This is a genomic window from Tsukamurella sp. 8F (assembly GCF_029167375.1).
GTDB lineage: Bacteria > Actinomycetota > Actinomycetes > Mycobacteriales > Mycobacteriaceae > Tsukamurella.
This window is the reverse complement of the sequence record NZ_JARFTP010000016.1, coordinates 70926-91354: the sequence shown is the minus strand read 5'-3', so window position 1 is coordinate 91354 and position 20429 is coordinate 70926. Positions and strand designations below refer to the sequence as shown.

General features: G+C 65.7%; 19 protein-coding genes. 13 read left to right on the top strand and 6 right to left on the bottom strand.

Features of this window, described 5'->3' with window-relative positions:
- Position 1 precedes the first annotated feature (1 nt).
- Positions 2-565 (top strand): YdcF family protein, encoded by a 564-nt coding sequence (locus P0W64_RS13935; RefSeq protein ID WP_343232861.1) that lies wholly within the window; start codon positions 2-4, stop codon positions 563-565.
- 93 nt (positions 566-658) lie between these two features.
- Here the strand turns inward: P0W64_RS13935 and P0W64_RS13930 are convergent, their stop codons facing one another.
- From P0W64_RS13930 to P0W64_RS13920, 3 genes are read right to left on the bottom strand one after another with little or no spacing between them, the layout of a single operon-like run.
- The gene (locus P0W64_RS13930) at positions 659-1042 is read right to left on the bottom strand and encodes a hypothetical protein (protein WP_275480726.1); all 384 of its coding nucleotides are present in this window, start codon (positions 1040-1042) and stop codon (positions 659-661) included.
- Complete coding sequence (locus tag P0W64_RS13925; protein WP_275480725.1) at positions 1039-1413, bottom strand: hypothetical protein; 375 nt, start codon at positions 1411-1413, stop codon at positions 1039-1041. The genes P0W64_RS13930 and P0W64_RS13925 overlap by 4 nt, the downstream gene beginning before the upstream one ends.
- The gene (locus tag P0W64_RS13920; protein WP_275480724.1) at positions 1410-2861 is read right to left on the bottom strand and encodes a sugar transferase; all 1452 of its coding nucleotides are present in this window, start codon (positions 2859-2861) and stop codon (positions 1410-1412) included. Before P0W64_RS13920 ends, P0W64_RS13925 begins: the two co-directional genes overlap by 4 nt.
- 207 nt (positions 2862-3068) lie before the next feature.
- On the opposite strand from P0W64_RS13920, the gene P0W64_RS13915 reads away from it, so the two are divergent.
- Genes P0W64_RS13915 through P0W64_RS13900 form a run of 4 tightly spaced genes read left to right on the top strand, consistent with a single transcriptional unit; the run spans position 3069 to position 6794 of the window.
- On the top strand, positions 3069-4337 hold the full coding sequence (locus tag P0W64_RS13915; RefSeq protein ID WP_275480723.1) for a class I SAM-dependent methyltransferase: 1269 nt from the start codon (positions 3069-3071) through the stop codon (positions 4335-4337).
- Positions 4334-5110 carry a glucose-1-phosphate cytidylyltransferase gene (locus P0W64_RS13910; RefSeq protein ID WP_275480722.1) on the top strand — a complete coding sequence of 259 codons (777 nt, stop codon included), beginning with the start codon at positions 4334-4336 and terminating at the stop codon, positions 5108-5110. Before P0W64_RS13915 ends, P0W64_RS13910 begins: the two co-directional genes overlap by 4 nt.
- The gene (locus P0W64_RS13905) at positions 5107-5781 is read left to right on the top strand and encodes a PIG-L family deacetylase (protein WP_275480740.1); all 675 of its coding nucleotides are present in this window, start codon (positions 5107-5109) and stop codon (positions 5779-5781) included. Before P0W64_RS13910 ends, P0W64_RS13905 begins: the two co-directional genes overlap by 4 nt.
- Positions 5778-6794, top strand: coding sequence for an SDR family oxidoreductase (locus P0W64_RS13900; protein ID WP_275480721.1), 1017 nt, complete (start codon positions 5778-5780; stop codon positions 6792-6794). Before P0W64_RS13905 ends, P0W64_RS13900 begins: the two co-directional genes overlap by 4 nt.
- Before the next feature lie 16 nt (positions 6795-6810).
- On the opposite strand, the gene rfbC is transcribed toward P0W64_RS13900, so the two are convergent.
- Positions 6811-7362 carry a dTDP-4-dehydrorhamnose 3,5-epimerase gene (gene rfbC / locus P0W64_RS13895; RefSeq protein WP_275480720.1) on the bottom strand — a complete coding sequence of 184 codons (552 nt, stop codon included), beginning with the start codon at positions 7360-7362 and terminating at the stop codon, positions 6811-6813.
- Between the two features lie 14 nt (positions 7363-7376).
- Between rfbC and P0W64_RS13890 the strand changes: the two genes are divergently transcribed.
- From P0W64_RS13890 to P0W64_RS13855, 8 genes are all read left to right on the top strand, one after another.
- Positions 7377-8549, top strand: a complete 1173-nt coding sequence (locus P0W64_RS13890) for a class I SAM-dependent methyltransferase (RefSeq protein WP_275480719.1) — start codon at positions 7377-7379, stop codon at positions 8547-8549.
- Positions 8542-9870, top strand: coding sequence for a glutamate-1-semialdehyde 2,1-aminomutase (locus P0W64_RS13885; protein WP_275480718.1), 1329 nt, complete (start codon positions 8542-8544; stop codon positions 9868-9870). Before P0W64_RS13890 ends, P0W64_RS13885 begins: the two co-directional genes overlap by 8 nt.
- Before the next feature lie 63 nt (positions 9871-9933).
- Positions 9934-10932, top strand: coding sequence for a dTDP-glucose 4,6-dehydratase (rfbB, locus tag P0W64_RS13880; protein ID WP_275480717.1), 999 nt, complete (start codon positions 9934-9936; stop codon positions 10930-10932).
- A gap of 7 nt (positions 10933-10939) precedes the next feature.
- The gene (locus P0W64_RS13875; protein WP_275480716.1) at positions 10940-12142 is read left to right on the top strand and encodes a putative glycoside hydrolase; all 1203 of its coding nucleotides are present in this window, start codon (positions 10940-10942) and stop codon (positions 12140-12142) included.
- Positions 12143-12304: 162 nt separating this feature from the next.
- Positions 12305-14287 carry a carbohydrate-binding domain-containing protein gene (locus P0W64_RS13870; RefSeq protein ID WP_275480715.1) on the top strand — a complete coding sequence of 661 codons (1983 nt, stop codon included), beginning with the start codon at positions 12305-12307 and terminating at the stop codon, positions 14285-14287.
- A 607-nt stretch (positions 14288-14894) separates the two neighbouring features.
- Positions 14895-15896: a hypothetical protein gene (locus P0W64_RS13865; protein ID WP_275480714.1), complete on the top strand. Its 1002-nt coding sequence runs from the start codon at positions 14895-14897 to the stop codon at positions 15894-15896.
- Positions 15897-15933: 37 nt separating this feature from the next.
- On the top strand, positions 15934-17325 hold the full coding sequence (locus P0W64_RS13860; protein ID WP_275480713.1) for a polysaccharide biosynthesis tyrosine autokinase: 1392 nt from the start codon (positions 15934-15936) through the stop codon (positions 17323-17325).
- Complete coding sequence (locus P0W64_RS13855; protein ID WP_275480712.1) at positions 17322-18683, top strand: O-antigen ligase family protein; 1362 nt, start codon at positions 17322-17324, stop codon at positions 18681-18683. Before P0W64_RS13860 ends, P0W64_RS13855 begins: the two co-directional genes overlap by 4 nt.
- Here the strand turns inward: P0W64_RS13855 and P0W64_RS13850 are convergent.
- A complete protein-coding gene (locus P0W64_RS13850) occupies positions 18594-19568 on the bottom strand; it encodes a hypothetical protein (RefSeq protein ID WP_275480711.1) in 975 nt (324 codons plus the stop codon). The two genes, P0W64_RS13855 and P0W64_RS13850, sit on opposite strands and share 90 nt — an antisense overlap.
- Positions 19565-20428: a glycosyltransferase family 2 protein gene (locus tag P0W64_RS13845; protein ID WP_275480710.1), complete on the bottom strand. Its 864-nt coding sequence runs from the start codon at positions 20426-20428 to the stop codon at positions 19565-19567. The genes P0W64_RS13850 and P0W64_RS13845 overlap by 4 nt, the downstream gene beginning before the upstream one ends.
- Between the last annotated feature and the right edge of the window lies 1 nt (position 20429).

Genomic DNA, 20429 nt, shown 5'->3' with positions numbered 1-20429 from the left:
GGTGCGAGCGGTGCGGAGGCTGACGGGAGCGCTGATCGCGATACTCGTCGCCGCCCTGCTCGTCATCGGGGTGGGCGGCTACGTGGCATTCGGCGGCGACAACCAGGACGCACTCCGTAGAGCAGACGCGATAGTCGTGCTCGGCGGAGACCACGACGGGCGCGAGCAGTACGGTATCGATCTCGCGCGCGCGGGGTACGCCCGTCACGTTCTGATCTCCGATCCGTACACGTCGGACGATCCCGTGATGCCCGGGGTCTGCGGTCAGGGCGACGCCGAGATCACGGTCGAGTGTGTGCCTCCGGTACCCGCCACGACCCGCGGCGAGGCTCTGTTCACCAAGCGGATCGCCGAAGAGCGGGGCTGGCGCTCCGTGATCGTGGTCAGCTGGGGATACCACCTGCCGCGCGCACGCTATATCTTCTCGAAGTGCTATGGCGGCACGACGATCATGCGCGCGGTGCCGCGGACGTACCGGTACAACATCTCCGACTGGGAGCTCACGTACCTCTATCAGACGGTCGGATTCGCGAAGGCCGTCGTCCAGGGCGGCTGCGCCGGCTAGGCGTCCTCGGATTCGCCCGCGCCGAGCGCGCTCGGTGGATTCGGTACCGGAGCCCCGGCCGCCTCGCAGCGTGGTCCCGAATCCGCACAGACATCAGTCGATACCGGGAATCTTCTTCAGGGAGATCCAGCCGACCTCCAGCGCTATGTACCCGCCTACCGCGGCCGCGGCCGCCACCAGCGCGAGCGCGGCCGCCCTGCGGAGCACCGTCCGCGGCTCGCCCTCGGAGGCCAGGGATCCAAGTCCCGCAAGGGATACCGTCGCCGTGCACAGGGCGACTGCGGCCGCGCGGGTGGCCCGTTCGGTCACCGTGGAGGGCGGGCCGAGGTATGCCGCGGCCCCCAGCACGAACGAGCACGCCACGGTCGCCAGCAGGACGGCGGTATCACGCCACGCCGCGCTCACGCGCCTGGTGAGCGCGTGCCCGGCGGCAGCGCCGACCGCCCCGCCGAGCGCGGCTGAGAGCAGGCCGATCACGTGCGGGCCCCGGTTCTCGGCCGCGCCACCAGGAACCCGATCGTGAGAGCGGTCCCCGCCGCGACCGCGCCGACCACGAGGAAGAGCAGGCCGGCGGCGGGAGGCCGCGTCGTCGCGCCCAGTGCGGCCCACGTCCCGACACCCGTGAACGCGGTCAGGAAGCCCAGCGCGAACGCGCCGCGCCGCAGTCGCACCAGCACACCGACCGCCAGGCCGCCCGCGCACAGCAGCGCGAGTTCCAGCCAGGGGAAACCGCTCACGTGGCGGTGCGCCCCGGAGTCGATCGCGTACCGGACGGCCGCGCCCGCGGCGCCGCCGAGCGCGACGAGGCGCAGAGACAAGGCGGCGAGGGGCGCCGACGGTGCGCTCAATAGGCACCGTCGGATCCGGTCACGGCGCGGACCGTCCGCGCCACGATCGCGATATCCCTACCGAGCGACCAGTTCTCGACGTAGCCGATGTCGAGGCGGATCGACTCGTTCCAGCTGAGGTCGGAACGGCCTGAGACCTGCCAGGCGCCGGTGACGCCGGGCTTCACCAGCAGTCGGCGCCGCATGACGGGCGGGTATTGGGAGACCTCGCGGGCGAGCGCGGGTCGCGGCCCGACCACCGACATGTCGCCCTTGAGCACGTTGATGAACTGCGGCAACTCGTCGATGGACAGGCGGCGGAGGATTCTTCCGGCGCGCGTCACGCGCGGATCGTCTTTCATCTTGAAAAGGACGCCGTTGCCGTCGCTGGCCTCCTCGAGGGCTTCGACGCGCTTGTCGGCGTCGACGTACATGCTGCGGAACTTGTGCATCGTGAAGGGCTCGCCGTCCTCGCCGATGCGCTCGGCGTTGTAGAAGACCGGACCCGGGCTGGTTAGTTTCACCGCGATCGCCGCGACCAGTAGCACGGGGGACGCGCCGATCAACGCGGCCGCCGAGAACGCGATGTCGAAGGCGCGCTTTGCAGCCGAGTCCGCGCGGGCGTGCTGCGGTTGGGCTATGTGCAGCATCGGCATGTCGCCGACGGTCTCGAACACGATGCGGTGACCGGCGATGTCGACGACACCCGGCGTGACGACCAGCTCGACCTCGCGCTCCTCCAGCTCCCAGATGAGGCGACGGAGATCGCCCGGCCCGAGATCGTCTGTGGCGGTGAGGGCGACGGCGCGCGCCCCCGTCGCGTCGAGTGCCTGGAGGATCTCCCGGTCGGTGCCGACGATCGGGATCTCGCGGCCCTCGGCCTCGACGACAGTGTGCTCGCCTGCATCGCCCGCGGGTACGCAGACGCCGACTACGCAGGTGCCCGTCTCAGGCGCCCGTAGGAGCGCGCCGCAGGTGGCACGAGCCGAGTAGTAGCCGCCGACGACCAGGGTGGGCACCCGGCGCGCCTCCTGCCGGCGCAGCCACCGGCGCCAGCCGATGCGAGAGGCGAGTACGCCCACCAGGGCGAGGGGACCGGACACCTGGACGAGGCGGCCGAGGGCGGGCTGGTCGTAGAAGCAGTACAGGACCGCGGCGCCGCCGAAGACGACGAAGGTCACGGCGATCACGTGCCGGAACTCCTCGGTCCCGAGACGCAGCAGCGGCACGGCGAGGGCCTTGGACCAGGCCAGCTGCACGAGCCACAGGAGGAGCGCGACGAACCCGAGCACGATGCTCGACGGCGTGTGGGCGTGATCGTGGCCGATGGCGACCACGACTCCCGCGGAGACGGCGACCACTCCCACGACGGTATCGGTCGCGACGACCCGGCCGAGCGGCAGCGTGCGGTCGCGGGATCCCTCCCGGCGGCGCGGTGCTCGAGCCACGGGTTTCCGGTCAATCGTCATGTGTCGCCTTCTCCGACCGTTGCGTCGGGATGCTAATTTTCCTGGTCAGGGTCCACTTTCGGGTGAGCCGCCCTGATATTATTCTCGATTCGACATCAGCGCTACATGCTCCTGTAGGTTTGTGAGCTGATGGACAGGCACCTTTGGATCGTAAATAATTCGTCAAGGCGCCCTCGAGTGAACTGCAAAGAGAAGGATGGTTACCGGATGGAATGCCGTCTGTGTGGATCGAGGAGCCTGCGCAGTGTCGTGGATCTCGGCGCGACCCCGCCCTGCGAGAAGTTCCTCGCCGCGGACGAACTCGACCTCCCGGAGCCCACCTACCCCCTTCACCTGCGGGTGTGCGAAGAATGCCTGCTGCTCCAGATCCCGGCGCTGATCCTGCCCGAGGAGACGTTCACCGAGTACGCGTACTTCTCGTCGTTCTCGGACAGTTGGGTCGCCCACGCCGGGCGCTTCGTCGCAGAGGCGAAGGAGAAGACCGGACTGGGCGACGGTTCGTTCGTCGTCGAGGTCGCGAGCAACGACGGGTACCTGCTGCAGCACGCCGTCGCCGCCGGGATCGACTGCCTGGGCATCGAACCGTCGGTCAACGTCGGTGCCGCGGCGCGCGAGAAGGGCGTGCCGACGCTCACGGCGTTCCTCGACGAGGAGACCGCGGCCGCCGTCGTCGCCGAGCACCGACCCGCGGATCTCGTGGTGGCCAACAACGTCTACGCGCACATACCCGACCTGCTCGGGTTCACGCGTTCGCTGCGCGCGCTCATGGCGGACGACGGCTGGCTGTCCATCGAGGTGCACCATGCGCTGAATCTAGTCGAGTTGGGGCAGTTCGACACGATCTACCACGAGCACTTCCAGTACTACACCGTGCTCACGGCGCAGCGCGCGCTCGCCACGGCGGGGCTCACCGTCGTGGACGTCGAGCTGATCGAGACGCACGGCGGGTCGATCCGCGTGTGGGCGCGCCCCGACGCCGTCGCCGGCGCGCCGAGTCCGCGCGTCGCCGAGGCGCTCGCCGCCGAGGCCGAGGCCGGGCTGCACACGCTCACCGGGCACTTGACGCTGGCCGAGCGGAGCGAACGGGTGCGGCAGGAACTGCTGCGATTCCTGTTGGACGCCAAGGCCTCCGGGCGTCGTGTCGTCGGATACGGCGCGCCCGGCAAGGGCAACACCCTGCTCAACTACTGCGGTATCCGGCCAGACCTGCTGGAGTACACCGTCGACCGCAACCCCTACAAGCACGGCCGGTTCACACCCGGCACCCGAATCCCGATCCACGCCACCGAGCGCATAGCCGAGGACCGGCCCGACGTCGTGCTCGTGCTGCCGTGGAACCTGGAGAAGGAGATCACCGAGCAGCTGGCGTACGTCGCCGAGTGGGGCGGCGAGATCGTCTACCCGCTTCCGACGCTGCACACCGCCATATCTGGTATACCCGAATCCCCGGCTGTCCAAGGAAAGGCACTGGCATGAAGGTCGTTCTGTTCTGCGGCGGTTACGGCATGCGGATGCGGGGGGCCGCCGACGATGCCGTGCCCAAGCCCATGCAGATGGTCGGCCCCCGCCCCCTGATCTGGCACGTCATGCGCTACTACGCCCACTTCGGGCACACGGATTTCGTGCTCTGCCTGGGGTATGGCGCGTCCTTCATCAAGGACTACTTCCTGAACTACCAGGAGACGGCTTCCAACGACTTCGTCATCGCCAAGGGCGGGCAGGTGGAGCTGCTGTCCACGGATATGAGCGAGTGGACGATCACCTTCGTCGACACGGGGCTCGAATCGCCGATCGGTGAGCGCCTGCGTCGCGTGCGTCCCTATCTGGACGGCGAGGAGTACTTCCTGGCCAATTACGCCGACGTCCTATCGGACGCCCCGATGAACAAGATCATCGAGAAGTTCTCGGCGTCGGGCGCCGGTGCGTCGATGCTGATCGTGCCACCGCAGTCGTCGTTCCACTGCGTCGACGTGGACGATTCCGGGTCGGTCACGTCGATCACGGCCGTCTCCAAGCTGCCGATCTGGGAGAACGGCGGCTACTTCGTGCTCACTCAGGAGGTCTTCGACCTGCTCCCCGAGAACGGCGACCTGGTCGAGGATGCGTGTGGCGCGTTGGCGGAGCAGGGTCGCCTGTTCGGGTACAAGCACGGCGGCTTCTGGAAGCCCGCGGACACGTTCAAGGAGCGCGCCGAGCTCGATGCGGCGTACAGCCGCGGCAACCGGCCGTGGATGGTGTGGGAGCATTGATCTCGCTGCAGCCGCAGGGTATTCACGAGATCGCCGTTCTGGGCGCGCACTGCGACGACATCGCGATCGGGATGGGTGGCACTCTGCTGACGCTTGCCCGCGCTCTCCCCGGTCTGCGGGTGCACGCGTTCGTCGCGAGCGGCGGCGAGACGGCGCGCGAGGACGAGGAGCGTTCGGCGCTGGCGGCTTTCACCCCCGGCTGCCCGCTCGAGGTGACCGTGGAGTCCTTCCCCGACGGACGTGCGCCCGAACACTGGAATGCGGTGAAGGAGGCGCTGGCGCGCTTCCGCCGTTCCTGCGCACCGGAGCTCGTGTTCGCACCGCAGCGCGGCGACGCGCACCAGGATCACCGGTTGCTGGCAGAGCTGGTACCTACCGAGTTCCGGGACCACTTGATCCTGGGGTACGAGATCCTCAAGTGGGAGACCGACACCCCGCAGCCGACGGTGTTCTCGCCGCTCGCGGACTCGGTGGCGCGGGAGAAGAGCGAGCTGCTGCACCGGCACTACCCGTCGCAGGTGGACCACGACTGGTTCGACCCCGAATCGTTCCTGGGCCTCGCCAGGCTCCGCGGTGTGCAGTGCCGCAGCCGGTACGCCGAGGGCTTTCTACTGGAGAAGGCTGTGCTGCAGCTGGATTCGTTCGCACAAAGCTCAGGAGGAGCGCAGTGAAGGTTCTGGTCACCGGGCATCAAGGATATCTCGGCACCGTGATGGTGCCGCTGTTGGTCGCGGAGGGGCACGATGTCGTCGGCCTCGATTCCGGGCTGTTCGCCGAGTGCGTGCTCGGCGAGAAGCCTCCGGAGCCTCCGGCCCTCGCCGTCGACCTGCGGGACGTCACCCGCGAGCAACTCGAGGGCTTCGATGCCGTGATCCACCTCGCGGCGCTGTCGAACGACCCGCTCGGCGCCCTCGCACCGGAGATCACGTACGACATCAACCATCACGCGTCCTCGCGACTGGCGCGGTTCGCGAAGGAGGCGGGGGTCTCCCGCTTCCTCTACGCGTCGACGTGCTCGGTGTACGGCGCTGCGGGGGACGGACTGGTCGGTGAGGACGCACCGCTGCGGCCCGTCACGCCGTACGCCGAGAGCAAGGTCCGGGTCGAGGACGATGCTGCGGCGCTGGCCGGTTCCGACTTCGTCCCGGTGTTCCTGCGCAACGCCACCGCGTTCGGGTTCTCGCCGCGGCTGCGCGCCGACATCGTCCTGAACAACCTGGTGGGTTACGCGGTGCTCACAGGCGAGGTGAAGGTGCTCTCCGACGGCACGCCCTGGCGCCCGCTGGTGCACGCCGAGGACATCGCCCGGGCGTTCGCCGCATGCCTCACCGCCCCGGCCGACGTCGTCAGCGCGCGGGCGTACAACGTCGGCACGGAGGCCAACAACCTCACCGTGGCCGAGATCGCGGAGTGCGTGGTGAACACCGTGCCCGGTTCGGTACTCGACATCACGGGTGAGGCCGGCGCGGACCCGCGCTCGTATCGCGTCGATTTCTCGCGCGCCCGAGACGAACTAGGCTACGAGGCGAAGTGGACGGTGCCGGACGGGGCCGCCGAGCTGTACAAGGAGTACACGGCGCGCGGCCTCACCTCCGATGCGTTCTTCCGGGATTTCACCCGGCTCGCGCACCTCGAGCGCCTGCAGGAGGCGGGCGAGCTGGATGCGACCATGCGCCGCGTCTAGATGCGGCGTGAGTAGGTCACTGGAGCCGCGACCGCAGGTCCTGCCAGCTGCCGGCGGTGCGGTCGCGTTCCGAGACGACGGTGGCCTCGATCGGCCACGCGATGTTCAGGTCCGGATCGTCGAACGCGACGCCCAGGTCCTCGGCGGGATCGTGCGGTCGGTCGATGCGGTAGCAGACGTCCGCGACCTCGGTGAGGGCCTGGAAGCCGTGCAGGAAACCCGGCGGCACGTACAGGTGATGGAAGTCGTTGTCGTCCAAGAGGAAGGACTGGCTGCGGCCGAACGTCGCGGAGTCGGGTCGGAGGTCGACGAGGACGTCCAGCACCGCGCCGTGTGCGCAGCGCACGAGCTTCGCCTCGCCGCGTCCCGAACGGCCGTGCATGCCGCGGATCACCCCGCGCACCGAACGGGACTGCGAATCCTGCACGAACGTTGCGGCCGCCGGCCGGCCGAGATGGGCGTCGAACTCCTCGGCGTCGAATGTACGGGTGAACAGACCACGGTCGTCGCGGAACGGCTCGGGCTTCAGGACCAGGGCGTCGGCCAGCTCGGCCGTCTCGATACGCATGGGGTCATGCTGCCATGAGTTCCGCCGACCAGGGGAGTGTCTGTCGCGCTTGTGGTTCGGGCGATCTGCACCGCGTACTGGATCTAGGCCGCCAACCGGCCGCGGACCACTTCCCGCTTGCGTCCTCGCGTGTCACCGAGGCAGAGTCGGGACACCCGCTGGCCATGGATCTCTGCGGGACGTGTGGGCTCGCGCAGCTCGCGGAGGACGACACCGTTGCCGACGAGCCACGGGGAGTCGAGCCGCAGGCGCTGAAGGACCAGGCCGCCGACGCGGTGTCACGCGTGGACGCGGCGGGCCTGCTGGGAGGTGAAGCGCGGGGCGGGCGTACCGTCCGCGAGTTCCCGAGTCCCCACGGTGGGACGTGGATTCCGCTGCTCGCGGCGCGGGGATACGTGGAGGTCGCGGGTCCGGCGGACGTCGTGATCGACTCGATGGGGATCATGCACGAGCCCGATCAGCGGTCCGCATTCGCAGAGCGGGCGGCGGTGCTGGCCGACGGCGGCCTACTCCTGCTGCAATACCACTCGTTGGCCGCGATCCTGCGGCAAGGTCAGTGGAATGCGCTGCGGCACGGGCACTTCGCGTACTACTCGCTGCACTCGCTGCTGCGTCTGCTGGAGAGCGCCGGGTTGCGCGCCGTGCAGGCTTGGGAGTTCGAGTTGTACGGCGGGTCGGTGTTGGTCGCGGCCAGGCACGTCGGTTCGGCCACGGCCACGGCTGCGGATGGCGGCCCGGCCGTGGCGGCGCATCTATGCGGGCCCGGTATCGAGGACGTCCTGGCGGCCGAGTCGGCGGCGGGCGTGACGGATCCCGCCGCTCTCGGGGAGCTGGGCCGCCACGCGCGCGATCAGGCGATCGCTCTGCGCAGTTGGGCTGCCGCGAACACGGCTGCGGGATACGGCGTCTACGCGTACGGAGCCGCATCGCGAGCGGTGCCGCTGTTCGCGCTGGCCGGCCTCGACCGCGCTACGTTACGGGCGGTCGCCGACGCCTCACCGGCCAAGCTGGGGCTGCGTATGCCGGGCACCGATATCCCGATCGTGTCGCCGGAGGCCCTCGTGGGCATGCGACCCGACCGGGTCCTGCTGACCGTGCCAGACCTTTATGATGAAGTGCTGCAACGCTACCCGTCATTGGAGGGCGCTCTGACCATCGATCCGGAGAAGGGTGTGAGACATGCGTGACTACACGGAGTCGGCGAGGTTGCAGGCGCGCCTACACGCTATGGTGCCCGGCGGTGCACACACCTATGCCCGCGGCTCGGATCAGTACCCCGAGGATATGACGCCGGTCCTCGTGCGCGGCAGCGGTTCTCACGTCTGGGATGCAGACGGTAACGAGTACGTCGAGTACGGCATCGGCCTGCGCTCGGTGACCCTGGGTCACGGGTACGCACCCGTCGTGGATGCGGTCGTACGCGCGGTCGCGGACGGGGTGAACTTCTCTCGGCCGACGCTGATGGAAGTTGCTGCAGCAGAGGATTTCCTACGTCTGGTTCCGACCGCCGACATGGTGAAGTTCGCAAAGAACGGATCCGACGTCACGACCGCCGCGCTGCGGCTCGCCCGCGCTTACACCGGTAGAACGCGGGTCGCGATATGCGATCACCCCTTCTTCTCGGTGGACGACTGGTTCATCGGCACCACGGAGATGAGCGCCGGGATCCCGGTGGAGACCGTCGCGCAGACGGTGCGGTTCGCGTACAACGACCTCGACTCGCTCGCAGCCCAGTTCGCCGCGTACCCCGGCGAGATCGCCTGTGTCCTCCTCGAAGCCGCGACCGCGATGGCCGAGCCGGCGCCCGGCTTCCTCGAGGGTGTGCGGGCGTTGTGTGACGACAACGGTGCGCTGCTCGTATTCGACGAGATGATCACGGGCTTCCGTTGGTCGCCGCATGGCGCTCAGGCCGTGTACGGCGTGACGCCGGACCTGTCGTGCTGGGGCAAGGCGATGGGCAACGGCTTCCCGCTCTCGGCGCTCGCCGGGCGTCGTGAGGTGATGGAGCTCGGTGGTCTGAACACCGATCGCGACCGCGTGTTCCTGCTGTCCACGACGCACGGTCCGGAGACGGCGTCTCTCGCGGCGTTCCGTGCCGTGGTGGCAGCGTACGAGAGCGGAGACCCGGTGGGGCGCATGGAGTCGGTGGGCCGGCGGCTCGCCGACGGAGTGAATGCCGCAGCCGCCGCGGCGGGCCTCGCCGACTTCGTCTCGGTGCAGGGCCGGCCGTCGTGTGAGGTGTTCCTGACGCGCGATGCCGACGGTGCGCCCTCTCAGGCATACCGCACCCTCCTCCTGCAGGAGCTGCTCGACCGTGGGGTGCTCGGGCAGTCGTTCGTCGTCTCCGCCGCACACACCGACGTCGATGTGGACGTCACCGTCGGGGCCGTGACCGATGCGCTCGCGGTGTATGGCCGGGCGATCGAGGCGGGTACTGTCGACGGCCTGCTCCGCGGGCGCCCCGTCGCCCCCGCGCTGCGTCGACGCGCGGAGCCCCGACGGTTGTAGCCTGGGCGAACGGCTGTGTCCGGACTTTCAGATTGTCACCAGGGTTGCGGGTAGTATCACGCCGTGCACATTCTGGTCACCGGCGGTTCCGGGTTCATCGGAGCCAACTTCGTCCGACTCACCGCGGCCGAGCGTCCCGAGGTCGAGATCACGGTCCTCGACGCCCTCACGTATGCGGGCAACCGCGAGTCCTTGGACGGGCTCGACGTGGAGTTCGTCCACGGTGACATCTGCGACCGCGACATCGTGGAGCCGCTCGTCCGCAGCGCAGACGCGGTGGTGCACTTCGCCGCCGAATCGCACAACGACAACTCCCTCAACGACCCGACGCCGTTCGTGCAGACCAATGTGGTCGGCACGTTCACGCTGCTCGAGGCCGTGCGTCGGCACGACGTGCGATACCACCATGTGTCCACCGACGAGGTCTACGGCGATCTCCAGCTGGACGATCCGCAGCGTTTCACCGAGGCCACGCCGTACAACCCGTCGAGCCCGTACTCGTCCACGAAGGCGTCCAGCGACCTGTTGGTGCGTGCGTGGGTGCGATCGTTCGGGGTGCGGGCCACGATATCCAACTGCTCCAACAACTATGGGCCCTATCAGCACGTGGAGAAGTTCATCCCGCGCCAGATCACGAACCTGATCGACGGTGCGCGGCCCCGTCTGTACGGGGCCGGCACCAACGTGCGCGACTGGATCCATGTCGACGACCACAATCGTGCGGTGTGGGCTGTCCTCGACCGGGGCGAGATCGGTCGCACGTACCTGATCGGAGCCGACGGCGAGCTGGACAACCGCGCGGTCGTGGGCCTGCTACTGGAGCAGTTCGGTCGTGCGGCAGACGATTTCGATCAGGTGACGGACCGCGCCGGGCACGATGTGCGCTATGCCATCGACCCGACGCCCCTGCGCACGGAGCTGGGGTGGGAGCCCAGGTATGGGGACTTCCGGGACGGTCTTGCGCAGACGGTGGCCTGGTATCAGGCACACGAGGACTGGTGGCGGCCCGCGAAGGAGGCCACGGAACGCGGGTATGTCGAGCAGGGCGAGAAGCTGGTCTAGGCGCACCATGGCGCGGGGGAGGATCGCCGTCGCGTGGATGCTGGTAGCGGCGTTGGTGGGCGTCAGTGGCTGCGGTGCCGCTGATGGGGTGTCCGCTCCGTCGATGACGTCGGTCGCTCCCGCGCTCCCCGAGTTCAGACTGTGCGGGTTCTGGTACGCGATCGGGCGGACCCCGACCGATTCCGAGATCGACAGTCTGGGACCGAGGATGTCGGTCGTGGTGCTGAACCCCTGGGAGATGGACGCGAAAGCCCGTCTGCGCAAGGTCAATCCGCAGATCCGCGTGCTGATGTACAAGGACCTGGCGAGCACGCGCAACTACCCGGGTACGGTGGACGACGGTGCCGACGCCCGGCTCCTGCCGTCAGGCGTGGGGTACATGCAGGCGCAGCGTCACCACCCGCAGTGGTTCGCGACCGACACTGTCGGGCAGCGCATCGAGTGGGGCCAGTTCTCGCGCCACTGGCAGATGGCGGTGTGGGACCCCACCTATCAGCGTGCTTGGACGAACGCTGTGACCGCCGAGGCGGTGCGCGACAACTGGGACGGGGTGCTCGCCGACAACGACCTCACGCGCCTCGGTGTCTACTACCGCGGGATTTTCGCCGGGAGGGACTCCGTGGCCGATTCCGACGCGATGCTGCGGGACGGCCTGGATCGGCTGGTCACCATGGCGGGAAACAGTCTTGCGGCTCAAGGGAAGATCTTCGTCCCCAACATCGCCGATTCCGTCCCCGGTGACGCGCGATGGGAACGGCACGACCGCTTCGGAGGCGGGCTGGACGAGTTCTACGCGAACGTCGTGGATCCGGCCACCTTCCGGTATCTGCGCGCGCACCAGATCACGAACGACGGCGGTTCTCCCGATCGCCCATACACCCTGCTGATGACTCAGGCCCGCGACACCGATATGAGGACAACGGGTTTCGCGATGGCCTCGCTCTTCTCGACCCCACACACCTGCTGGAGCTGGGCGAACCCCGGCGACTACAAGAGCACCCCGGACACCGATCTCCTCGATACGCCGCTCGGCGCACCCCGCGGCGGGCCGGTGCAGGGCGCGGACGGCATCTGGCAGCGCACGTTCATGCACGGCTGGGTGGCCGTCAACCCGACCGACGGGCCGCTCCGGGTCACACCGCCCCCGGGGGTCGAGGGTGGTCCCCAAACCTTGGGTGCGCGCAGGGCGGTCGTACTGACGCGGGGGTGATCGGCGGCTCAGCGGCGTTTCATCCACGAAAGCCGAAAAATGTCGCATAAGCTGTGCTCGTCCTGACTGGCGAGGAAGTGTCGCGATTCATACGAATGGCTGAGGTCTTGTCGGTTGCACGAGGGAGACGAAACGATGTCGAGACTGCGCATTGTACTGGTGATGATCGTCGTAGCCATCACGATTCTTGTTCCCGGTAGAGCGATCGCGCAGACGACTCTCGGTACCGTGATTCCGTATAGTGCCACGGAGATCGTGAACCCCCTACGTGGCCAGCACGAGAATCTCAAGGCTCCGTTGCTGCCACAGCAGAACCCTGCACAGAGTGCGTATGCCGCCTGGCCTGGAACCGACGATCGGTCGATGCGGTATGACTGGAGCCAACTGCAACCTGTCGATCCCCGGACCTTGCCCAGCGATGCGTCCGATGACCAGAAGTACGACTTCTCGGCGATCGATGCCGATATTGCGAGCGCGGCGGCGCAAGGGCGGCGATTCGGGTTCCGGGTCGCCATGTTCAACTCATGCTGTGACGCGAGCTATCCCAATAATACCGACATCTCCGTGCCAGCGTGGGTGACCACCGTTCCCGGCGCAACCTCGACGTATGTCCACGATGGCATCTCGTACGTTATCCCGAATTGGAACGACGCCGGCTACCTGAAGCACGTGTCGGATCTTCTGGCAGCGCTGGGCCGGCACTATGATGGTGACGAGCGGCTGGCTTGGTTCGAGTACTCCGGCTACGGTGATTTCAGTGAGAATCACAATGCGTTCATGCGCGATACCCTAGGTATCCCAGGTCCATCTCGTGATAACAGTATCAATGAGCTCGGTTACAATTCCCCGTACGAGGACCAATACATCACCAAGGCGTCGGTCATCACTCTTACGGATGCGAATCTCGCTGCTTTCCCTCGCACGCGTCTGGTTACGGCTCCCGGCAACGCGGAGATCGTGAAGCAGGCGTTCAGGGACAGCGCGCAGCTGGCCGGCCGCACGACGGATGTCGGGATCCGGTCGGACTGCTTGGGTACCTATGACGTCATTCCCAGCTGGGCCACGGACGTATGGGCTTACTATGTGCAAACCAATGATCCCATTATCGAGGTGATCAAGAACCGATGGAAGAGTGCGCCTATTATAACGGAGTGGTGCAATTTCACGACCGAGACCGAGGCGCAATACTACGATCGGGCACTGACCGACACGGTGAACCGTCATGTGTCGATACTCGCCAGCACGGGAAATTCGTTCGAACGTGCTACCACCACGTTCCCGCAGGATCTGTATGAAAAGTGGTCGCGAGCGAATAAATACAGTGGATATCGATATGCGGTAACGGCGGCGGATGTTCCGGACCAGGCGTTGGTGGGTGTCCCGCTCGCCATGAATGTGACTTGGACGAACTTCGGCGTGGCGCCAGCCTACGAGGATTGGAGACCTCAGTACGAGGTGCGAAATGCTGCAGGGCAGGTGGTCGCTTCGATTGACGCGGGAGTCGACCTGCATGCGCTCGCGGCCGAGCAGAACTATACTTCGACTGCGGCCGACCCGATACCTGCAACGACCGTCGATAACGTCCACATTCCGACGGTGGGATTAACGCCCGGCCAGTACACCGTGGTTGCGCGGGTGCCGTGGAACGAGCATAAGAGCAACGGAAGTAATACCGTTTCCTACCAGCCGATGGCACTGGCGGAGACCGGTCGAGACGTCTCTGGAGCGTACCCCGTCGGAGCCTTTACATTGAAGGCCCCGAAGGACACGATCGAGGCCGAATCGATGACGCGGACCGTCGATTCCTCCGGTGGGACGTTCGCACTTTCGGGCGCGTCGAACGGGTGGGTGCACATGCTGTGGGCTGACGGGGCGTTGCAGATTACCGGAAATACCTCGCAGGTCGGTCAAGTCACTGTTGTCGCGAAGGGGGAGGCGTGTAACGGTGACCCGGTGATGAGCGTTGAGATAGACGGATCGGTGGACGGCACCGCGACAGTCTCGAGCCAGGGCCTACGTGGTTACTCGTTCGATCTCCCATCGCCGATCAGTGGGAACCACACCCTCACGATCCGGTACGGCAACGACTACGCAGACGGCGCCTGCGATAGGAACCTTATCGTTGACGCCGTCATGCTTGATTGAGCGGAGTGTGCTCGACTTGTGGGCACATTCTATGGGCCGCCTGGTTCATCGGTACCCCAGGGCTGATTGCGGGAGGGACGTGGAAGCTGCGCCCAGGGAGGTGACGCTCCGCGCGGGGAGGGAGACTCGACGCCGGTAATGTGGTCATGTGGGCAACTCTGGCGCTCCGGCTCGACGCGGTGGGCGGGCCGTCGGGCGTCGCGCAGTGTTACGTGGAGTTGTGGGCGGAGCGGCTGGTGTCGGAGCTGTGGCGTTGCTTGGTGGTGACCGCGGTAGGCGCGACCGGTCCAAATACTATGTCGCTGCGGACGGCGACGATCGAGCCGAGGGCACGTCTAGGGCGCGGCCATGGCATACGATTGCGCGAGTCGAGGCCGGTTTGGCCGCTGGTTTGGTGCGGCCCGGCGATGAGGTCTACTTCCGGCGTGGTGACGAGTTCTTTGGGAACCTGGGTGCTGCGCGCGGGTGGGGGCCCCCTCCTTACGATCGGCGGCTGGTCGTAGGAGCTTACGGAGCCGGTCCGCGGCCGCGACTCTCGTCGTACAAGATTCCCGCTTCTCCGACGAGCTGGACTCCGGTCGGGTCCGGAGTCTGGAGGCTCGACCTGTTGGATCCGAACGTGTTGCTAGGTAACGTTTACAATCGCTCTGCCAACACAGGGTTCCTTCGTATCGACGGCACGGTGCACGGTTCCAAGAAATGGCGGGCCGAAGAGCTATCCGGCCAGTGGGACTTCTATAACGATCCGCGGTATCTGTATGTGCGATCGAAGGCGAACCCTTCGGCGAGCACGAGCGACTTCCGCGTCGCGGTGGATGGCAACGTCATTACTGGCGGCGACAGCCTGGTCGTTGCCGGGCTCGAGCTGGTGGGAGCGGGGGGTCACGGCTATCGCCAGGCCGCGGCCGCTGCGACGGAGGTGGTCGACTGTGAGATCCACGAGATCGGTGGAGCAGAGCTCGCCAATGGAGTGCGATACGGGAATGGTGTCGAGGCATGGATGGGGTCTCATGGAATCACCGTGAGCCACAACGAAATCCACGATGTGTACGATACAGCTTGTACGATCCAGGGTGCGCAGACCGCCGACGCGCGCGCGATCGTCGGGGCGGACTTCCACGACAATGTGATCTACGACTGTATGCAGGCCTTCGAGTACTGGGGCACGGGACCTTACACGACTACGGACGATGGTTTCAGGGATTGCTCGTTCGTCTCGAACGTTTGTGTAGGGGCGGGGCGTTCGTGGTCTAGAGGTGTACGTCCCGACGGCGATGGTCTCGGGGTGTTCCTGCTTGCCTACAGTCAGGACCTCCCCGTGGACATCAGTGTCCGCGACAATGTGTTTGTGGATGCGGTGGATGGCTACGCCTACGTGAACACGAACGGCGGACGCTTCCGGACTGGGTACAGCAGCGACTGCAACACGATCGCCTTGAGAGCCGCCCTACAGATCCAACGCCAGTTCCCGTATCGCACTAGCCAGGCAGCGGAGTGGACAGCCCACGTCGCCGCAGATCGACACAGTCGCTGGCTCACGCTCCCCGCCGGGACCATGTCGACTGCGGCGGGACTGCAGTTCGCACGGCGCCTGCGGGCTGGTGACTGAGGGTTCGCTGGGCCCGTGACGACTACGCCAAGACAACTTGGCCAACTGTCGGATTGCCCGCAGGCACTGTAGTTTACTATATCGAAACTCGGTTCTTTCAGTAGAAGGCGAATATCAGGTGGGATCTCTCGGGTTCATCCGATCGCTGCGCGCCCGATGGGTGATCGCGGCGACAGTCCTTGCGCTCGCGGTCCTGGCGGCGGCCGCGTATGTCGCAACCGCGCCACGCACGTACGAGGCCAAGACCAGAGTATTCATTTCCGCTCCGTCATCGTCGCAGGTCACGGACGTGTACCAGGGCGGGATGTACACGACTCAACAGATGCAGTCGTATGTCCGCTTGATCGCTGGCCGGGAGCTCGCGCAGCGGACAGTGAACGCTCTGGGGCTGGACATGACGCCCGACGAGGTCGCAAGCGAGGTTACCGCCACTCTCGTTCCCGAGACTGTACTCATTGATGTCACGGTTGCGGATCATGATGCCGCACGGTCGGCGCACATCGCCAACGGGCTGACCGCGCAGCTCGGTAGCCTGCTCGTCGACGTTCGTAATGCGTCGGACGGTCATCCGCCGGCAACCGCGGTCGTCGTCGACCGACCTGCGACGATTCCGAGCTCCCCCGCGTCCCCGCAGCCGTTACGTACGCTGGCGATGGCGGCGTTGTTGGGACTCATCCTCGGTGTCTGGGCTGCGGTCGGATACGATCGTTGGTCGCATGTGGTTCGCCATCCGGGCGATGCGGGCAAGGCCGCCGACACAGCCGAGCTGGGAGAGGTGCCTGCTGGTGGCGGAGCCCCAGATTTCGGCAGCAGCGCGTGCGAAGAGGCAGAGGCATACCGCCGGATCGCTTCGAAGCTCTTGGCAGGCGAAAGTGGTAATGACGAAGTACCTACCATCCTCTCGGTGACCGGAGTGGCGGGTGCTCCACCCACAGCGGCCATCACGCTCAGCCTCGCGCGCGCTCTCGCCGAAGCAGGCAGATCTGTCGTGATCGTCGACGCCGACCTCAGATCCCGGGCGGTGAGCTCGTTTGTCGGCGCGGAGGATGCAGAGGGCCTCACCCAGGTACTCGATGCGAGCGCCGGACAGAAGATGGTCGACTTCGAATCGGTGATCCGTTCGTCGGACGAGGCTGGCGTGCGAGTGCTTCCAGCAGGACAAGTTTCCCGTCAGCCCAGCGCTGTTCTTGCTGCGCCAGAACTGGACCGACTACTCAATGACTTACGAAGTCGCACCGACTACGTATTGGTAGACACTGCGCCCGTCGACGACAGTGCCGAGACCAGTCGCATGTGCGGGCATACTCAGGCGACTCTGCTCGTTGCCCGTGTCGGGCGCTCGAAGACACCCGCACTGCGTCGTACCGCTACCACTCTGCGTGACTCCGGGGTTCACATCCTTGGGGTGCTGCCGGTAGCTGCGAGATGAAGCGTGCATTCCTGGTACTTCCGGTCGCGATCTTTGTAGCGTTCGCGGCGCTGCCGGCAGCGATACCGCAACAGTTCGAGGTCGGCGGCTTCTCAGTAAAGCTGATAGAGCCGTGCCTGGCTGCAGCGGCCGTGTGGGCGGTGTGTCAGCCACGCAGAGCACGGGTCGCCCGCTATGCTGTTCCGTTCGCTGCGGTGGTTGCAGGCTTGACTCTGTGGTCCCTGCAAGCTGGTTTAGACCTCAACAAGGCCGGCTCCGATGCTCGGTTACCTTTCTACGGAGCTGTGGCCACTCTTGTCGCCGGCTCAGTGACCACCCGTAGCCAGCAGCGTGCGTGTCTCGCGGGTGCGCTTTGTACACTCTGGTTTTCGGCTGCCATGGTCCTGGTGTCTCTCGCCACGGGAATGGAGTTGGGCGGGCGCTCAGAAGCTGCATCGTTAGACCTGGCAGATACAGGCGCGGCGACCCGTTTTCTTACGCCCACAGATTTCTTAGCGGTGGCGACGATCGCAATCTGCTTGGTGCTGGTAATCAGTGGTGCGCGTCGTGACTACCGACTCTGGTACTGGGTGCTTCCGGCTGGATGTCTGATGGTGCTGTCGTTCTCGCGTAACCACTTGATCGGGCTTGCGGTAGCGGTGGCGTTCGCACTCGTGTGTCTACGCAGTTCCGCATCTCTTTTCGGCCTGGCCAAAGTCGCTTGCTGCGCGGTGGCGATCGTCCTTGCCTTCGGACTGGGCCTGGGTACGCTACTCGACCCCATCCCAGGGGCCGGGTTCGTCGCGCAACAGGCGAATAGCTACGGCGGTCGGGTGTTGGACGGATTGGGGTCTCAAGCGCGGTCGACCGATGGGTCCACCCAGTGGCGTGACCAGGAGAACGCCCGAATGTTGTACGAGATCCCGGACGCGATTTGGATCGGCCACGGTTTTGGATATGCCTACAAGTCACCGGAAGGCGCTCCAGGTACGTTCCAGAACGACTCTGCGCCCTACTACGCTCACAACTTCTACCTTTGGCTTGTGCTCAAAGCCGGCCTCCTGGGACTCGTGGCCTTTGCGTGGTTCGCCTTAGGTCCTCTGGTGACAGTGGTACGTCGACCGCGGTCTCCGGTCCAGGTCGCTCTGGGCGCTGCCGCTGCCGGGCTACTCGCGATCAGTGTCGTTGCGCCGGTTCCGAACGGGGCGCCCGAGACGACGTTGCTTGGTGGGTTGCTGGGCATCGTGGTCGTTCTTGGGCAGCGTGGCCTCGACCGGAGCGGCTATGGATCAGCGATCGAGGGCTCCGGCCCAGGCGGTGCGTACGAGGACGCGCACCGCGGAGCGTCGAGCTTCAGTGTGTGCCGGATCGAGAGCTAGAACGCGGCGAATGGCTCCACTCCAGTCGTCATCATCCACCAGCCCCGGCCAGTCGTGCCCATACAATTCGGCGATGTGCTCATGGCGGGGGCCGACAACCGGCACCCCGGCCTCTAGGCAGCGGACAGCTACGCCGCTCTGATAGAACTCGTCGTAGGGGATGACGATGCAAGCAGCTTCTCGTACGATTTGATCGAATCGGTCCTCAGGAATAAATCTGTCTGATACATTCCAGCCGTCCATGTCTGGCCAGCCGCGTCCGTGAATATCCAGGACGGCCTCGTCGCGTAGATCGTTGGCGATCCGAGTAAGTGCACTTAGAGACCGAGTTCGCTTGTTTTGCCCGACAACCCGAACGATCGGCGGTGTGGTGCGGTTGGTGCCGATCGACTCGGGGCCGTCTTGACGGATCGGGTGCGGCAGGACGAGCCCGTTTACGCCCGTCGCCTTCACGCCCGCCGCTCGTGCGGTCTCCGTATGGTAGATGATCTCTGTTCGCGTACGTCTAACCGTAGCAGCGAAGGCTCTTCGTGCCCAGGGAGAGTAGCCGTAAGATTCTCGGAGCGGTGTGGGATCGTGAACGATTGTGAAGACGCGATTACGACGGGTGAGTAGCGCGGTGGTGAGTATATCGAAATAGCCGAAGATCGGCCACACCACGAGGACCGTCTTGTTAGTCGTAGTCCATGCGAGCCGAAGGCGGTGCGCAACTGTTCGAGCCGCTACCGCAAGTTTCGACCAGGTATTATTGCGGCCTTCGGCTTGGGGCCCTCGATCCCATTCGACGTCGTGATAGCCGGCCGCAGCGAGACTCTCCATCAGCTCGGTCTCGAAATGTCGGAGAGTGTCGTCCAGTGGATTTATCAAGACAATCCGCACGCTCATATCATTGTCTCCCTGAGCATTCGATTACGGTTGGTAGATAAATTACCCGTGAATCCATCGAGTAATGCGCGCAGGCGGACGAAGGCGTATAGGTGGCGACCATGTCCCAGATCGATGGCGACCTTCGCAAATGCCTTCGCCGATGACGCTGCTAGAAACCAGTGCCGCCGATGCTTACGCCAACACAGGATCTGATTCCGCGTTCGGAAATAGATGGGCGCGGTGGCCGTGTCTTGATATGCTACGGCGTCGGGCACGCATCCTATCGCCCCCACTCGAGCGAAGCGCAGAGACAGGTCTACGTCCTCCCAGTACAGGAAATAGTCTGTGTCGAAACCACCTACGCTGGTCAGCTGGTGGCGACGCGCGAGTAGGCACGCTCCGTCGAGCCATTCTGCTTGCTGGGCTCCGGCGTCGGTGATGTGGCGGACCTCACCGAATCGGTCGACGATTCCGCCGTACGACCAAGCTTGATCTGTACCGTGCAGCTTCAGCGCCGGACCCACCATGCCGAGCGTGGGATCGGTGTCGAAAGCCGCAAGCAGGTTTCTGACGCACTCGGGTCTCATGAGGACCTCGTGAGTGAGGAACAAAACGTTCGCCGGCGCGAGATCGAGGGCGTCCGCCCCCGCGTTCATCGCCGCCGAGTAGCCGATGTTCTCCTGTAGGGTGACTAGGCGAGCAGATGGAAAGCGGGCCGGCAGCTCGTCCAGCACGCCGTCACCGGACGCGTTGTCCACAACGACGACCTGTGCGGGTACCGATGTTTGTCGCGACAGAGCCTCGAGAGTGTCGAACACTCGGTCGCCCAGGCGGTAGTACAGCACGACGACGCCGTAGTCATGGGTTGGTTTGCTCATG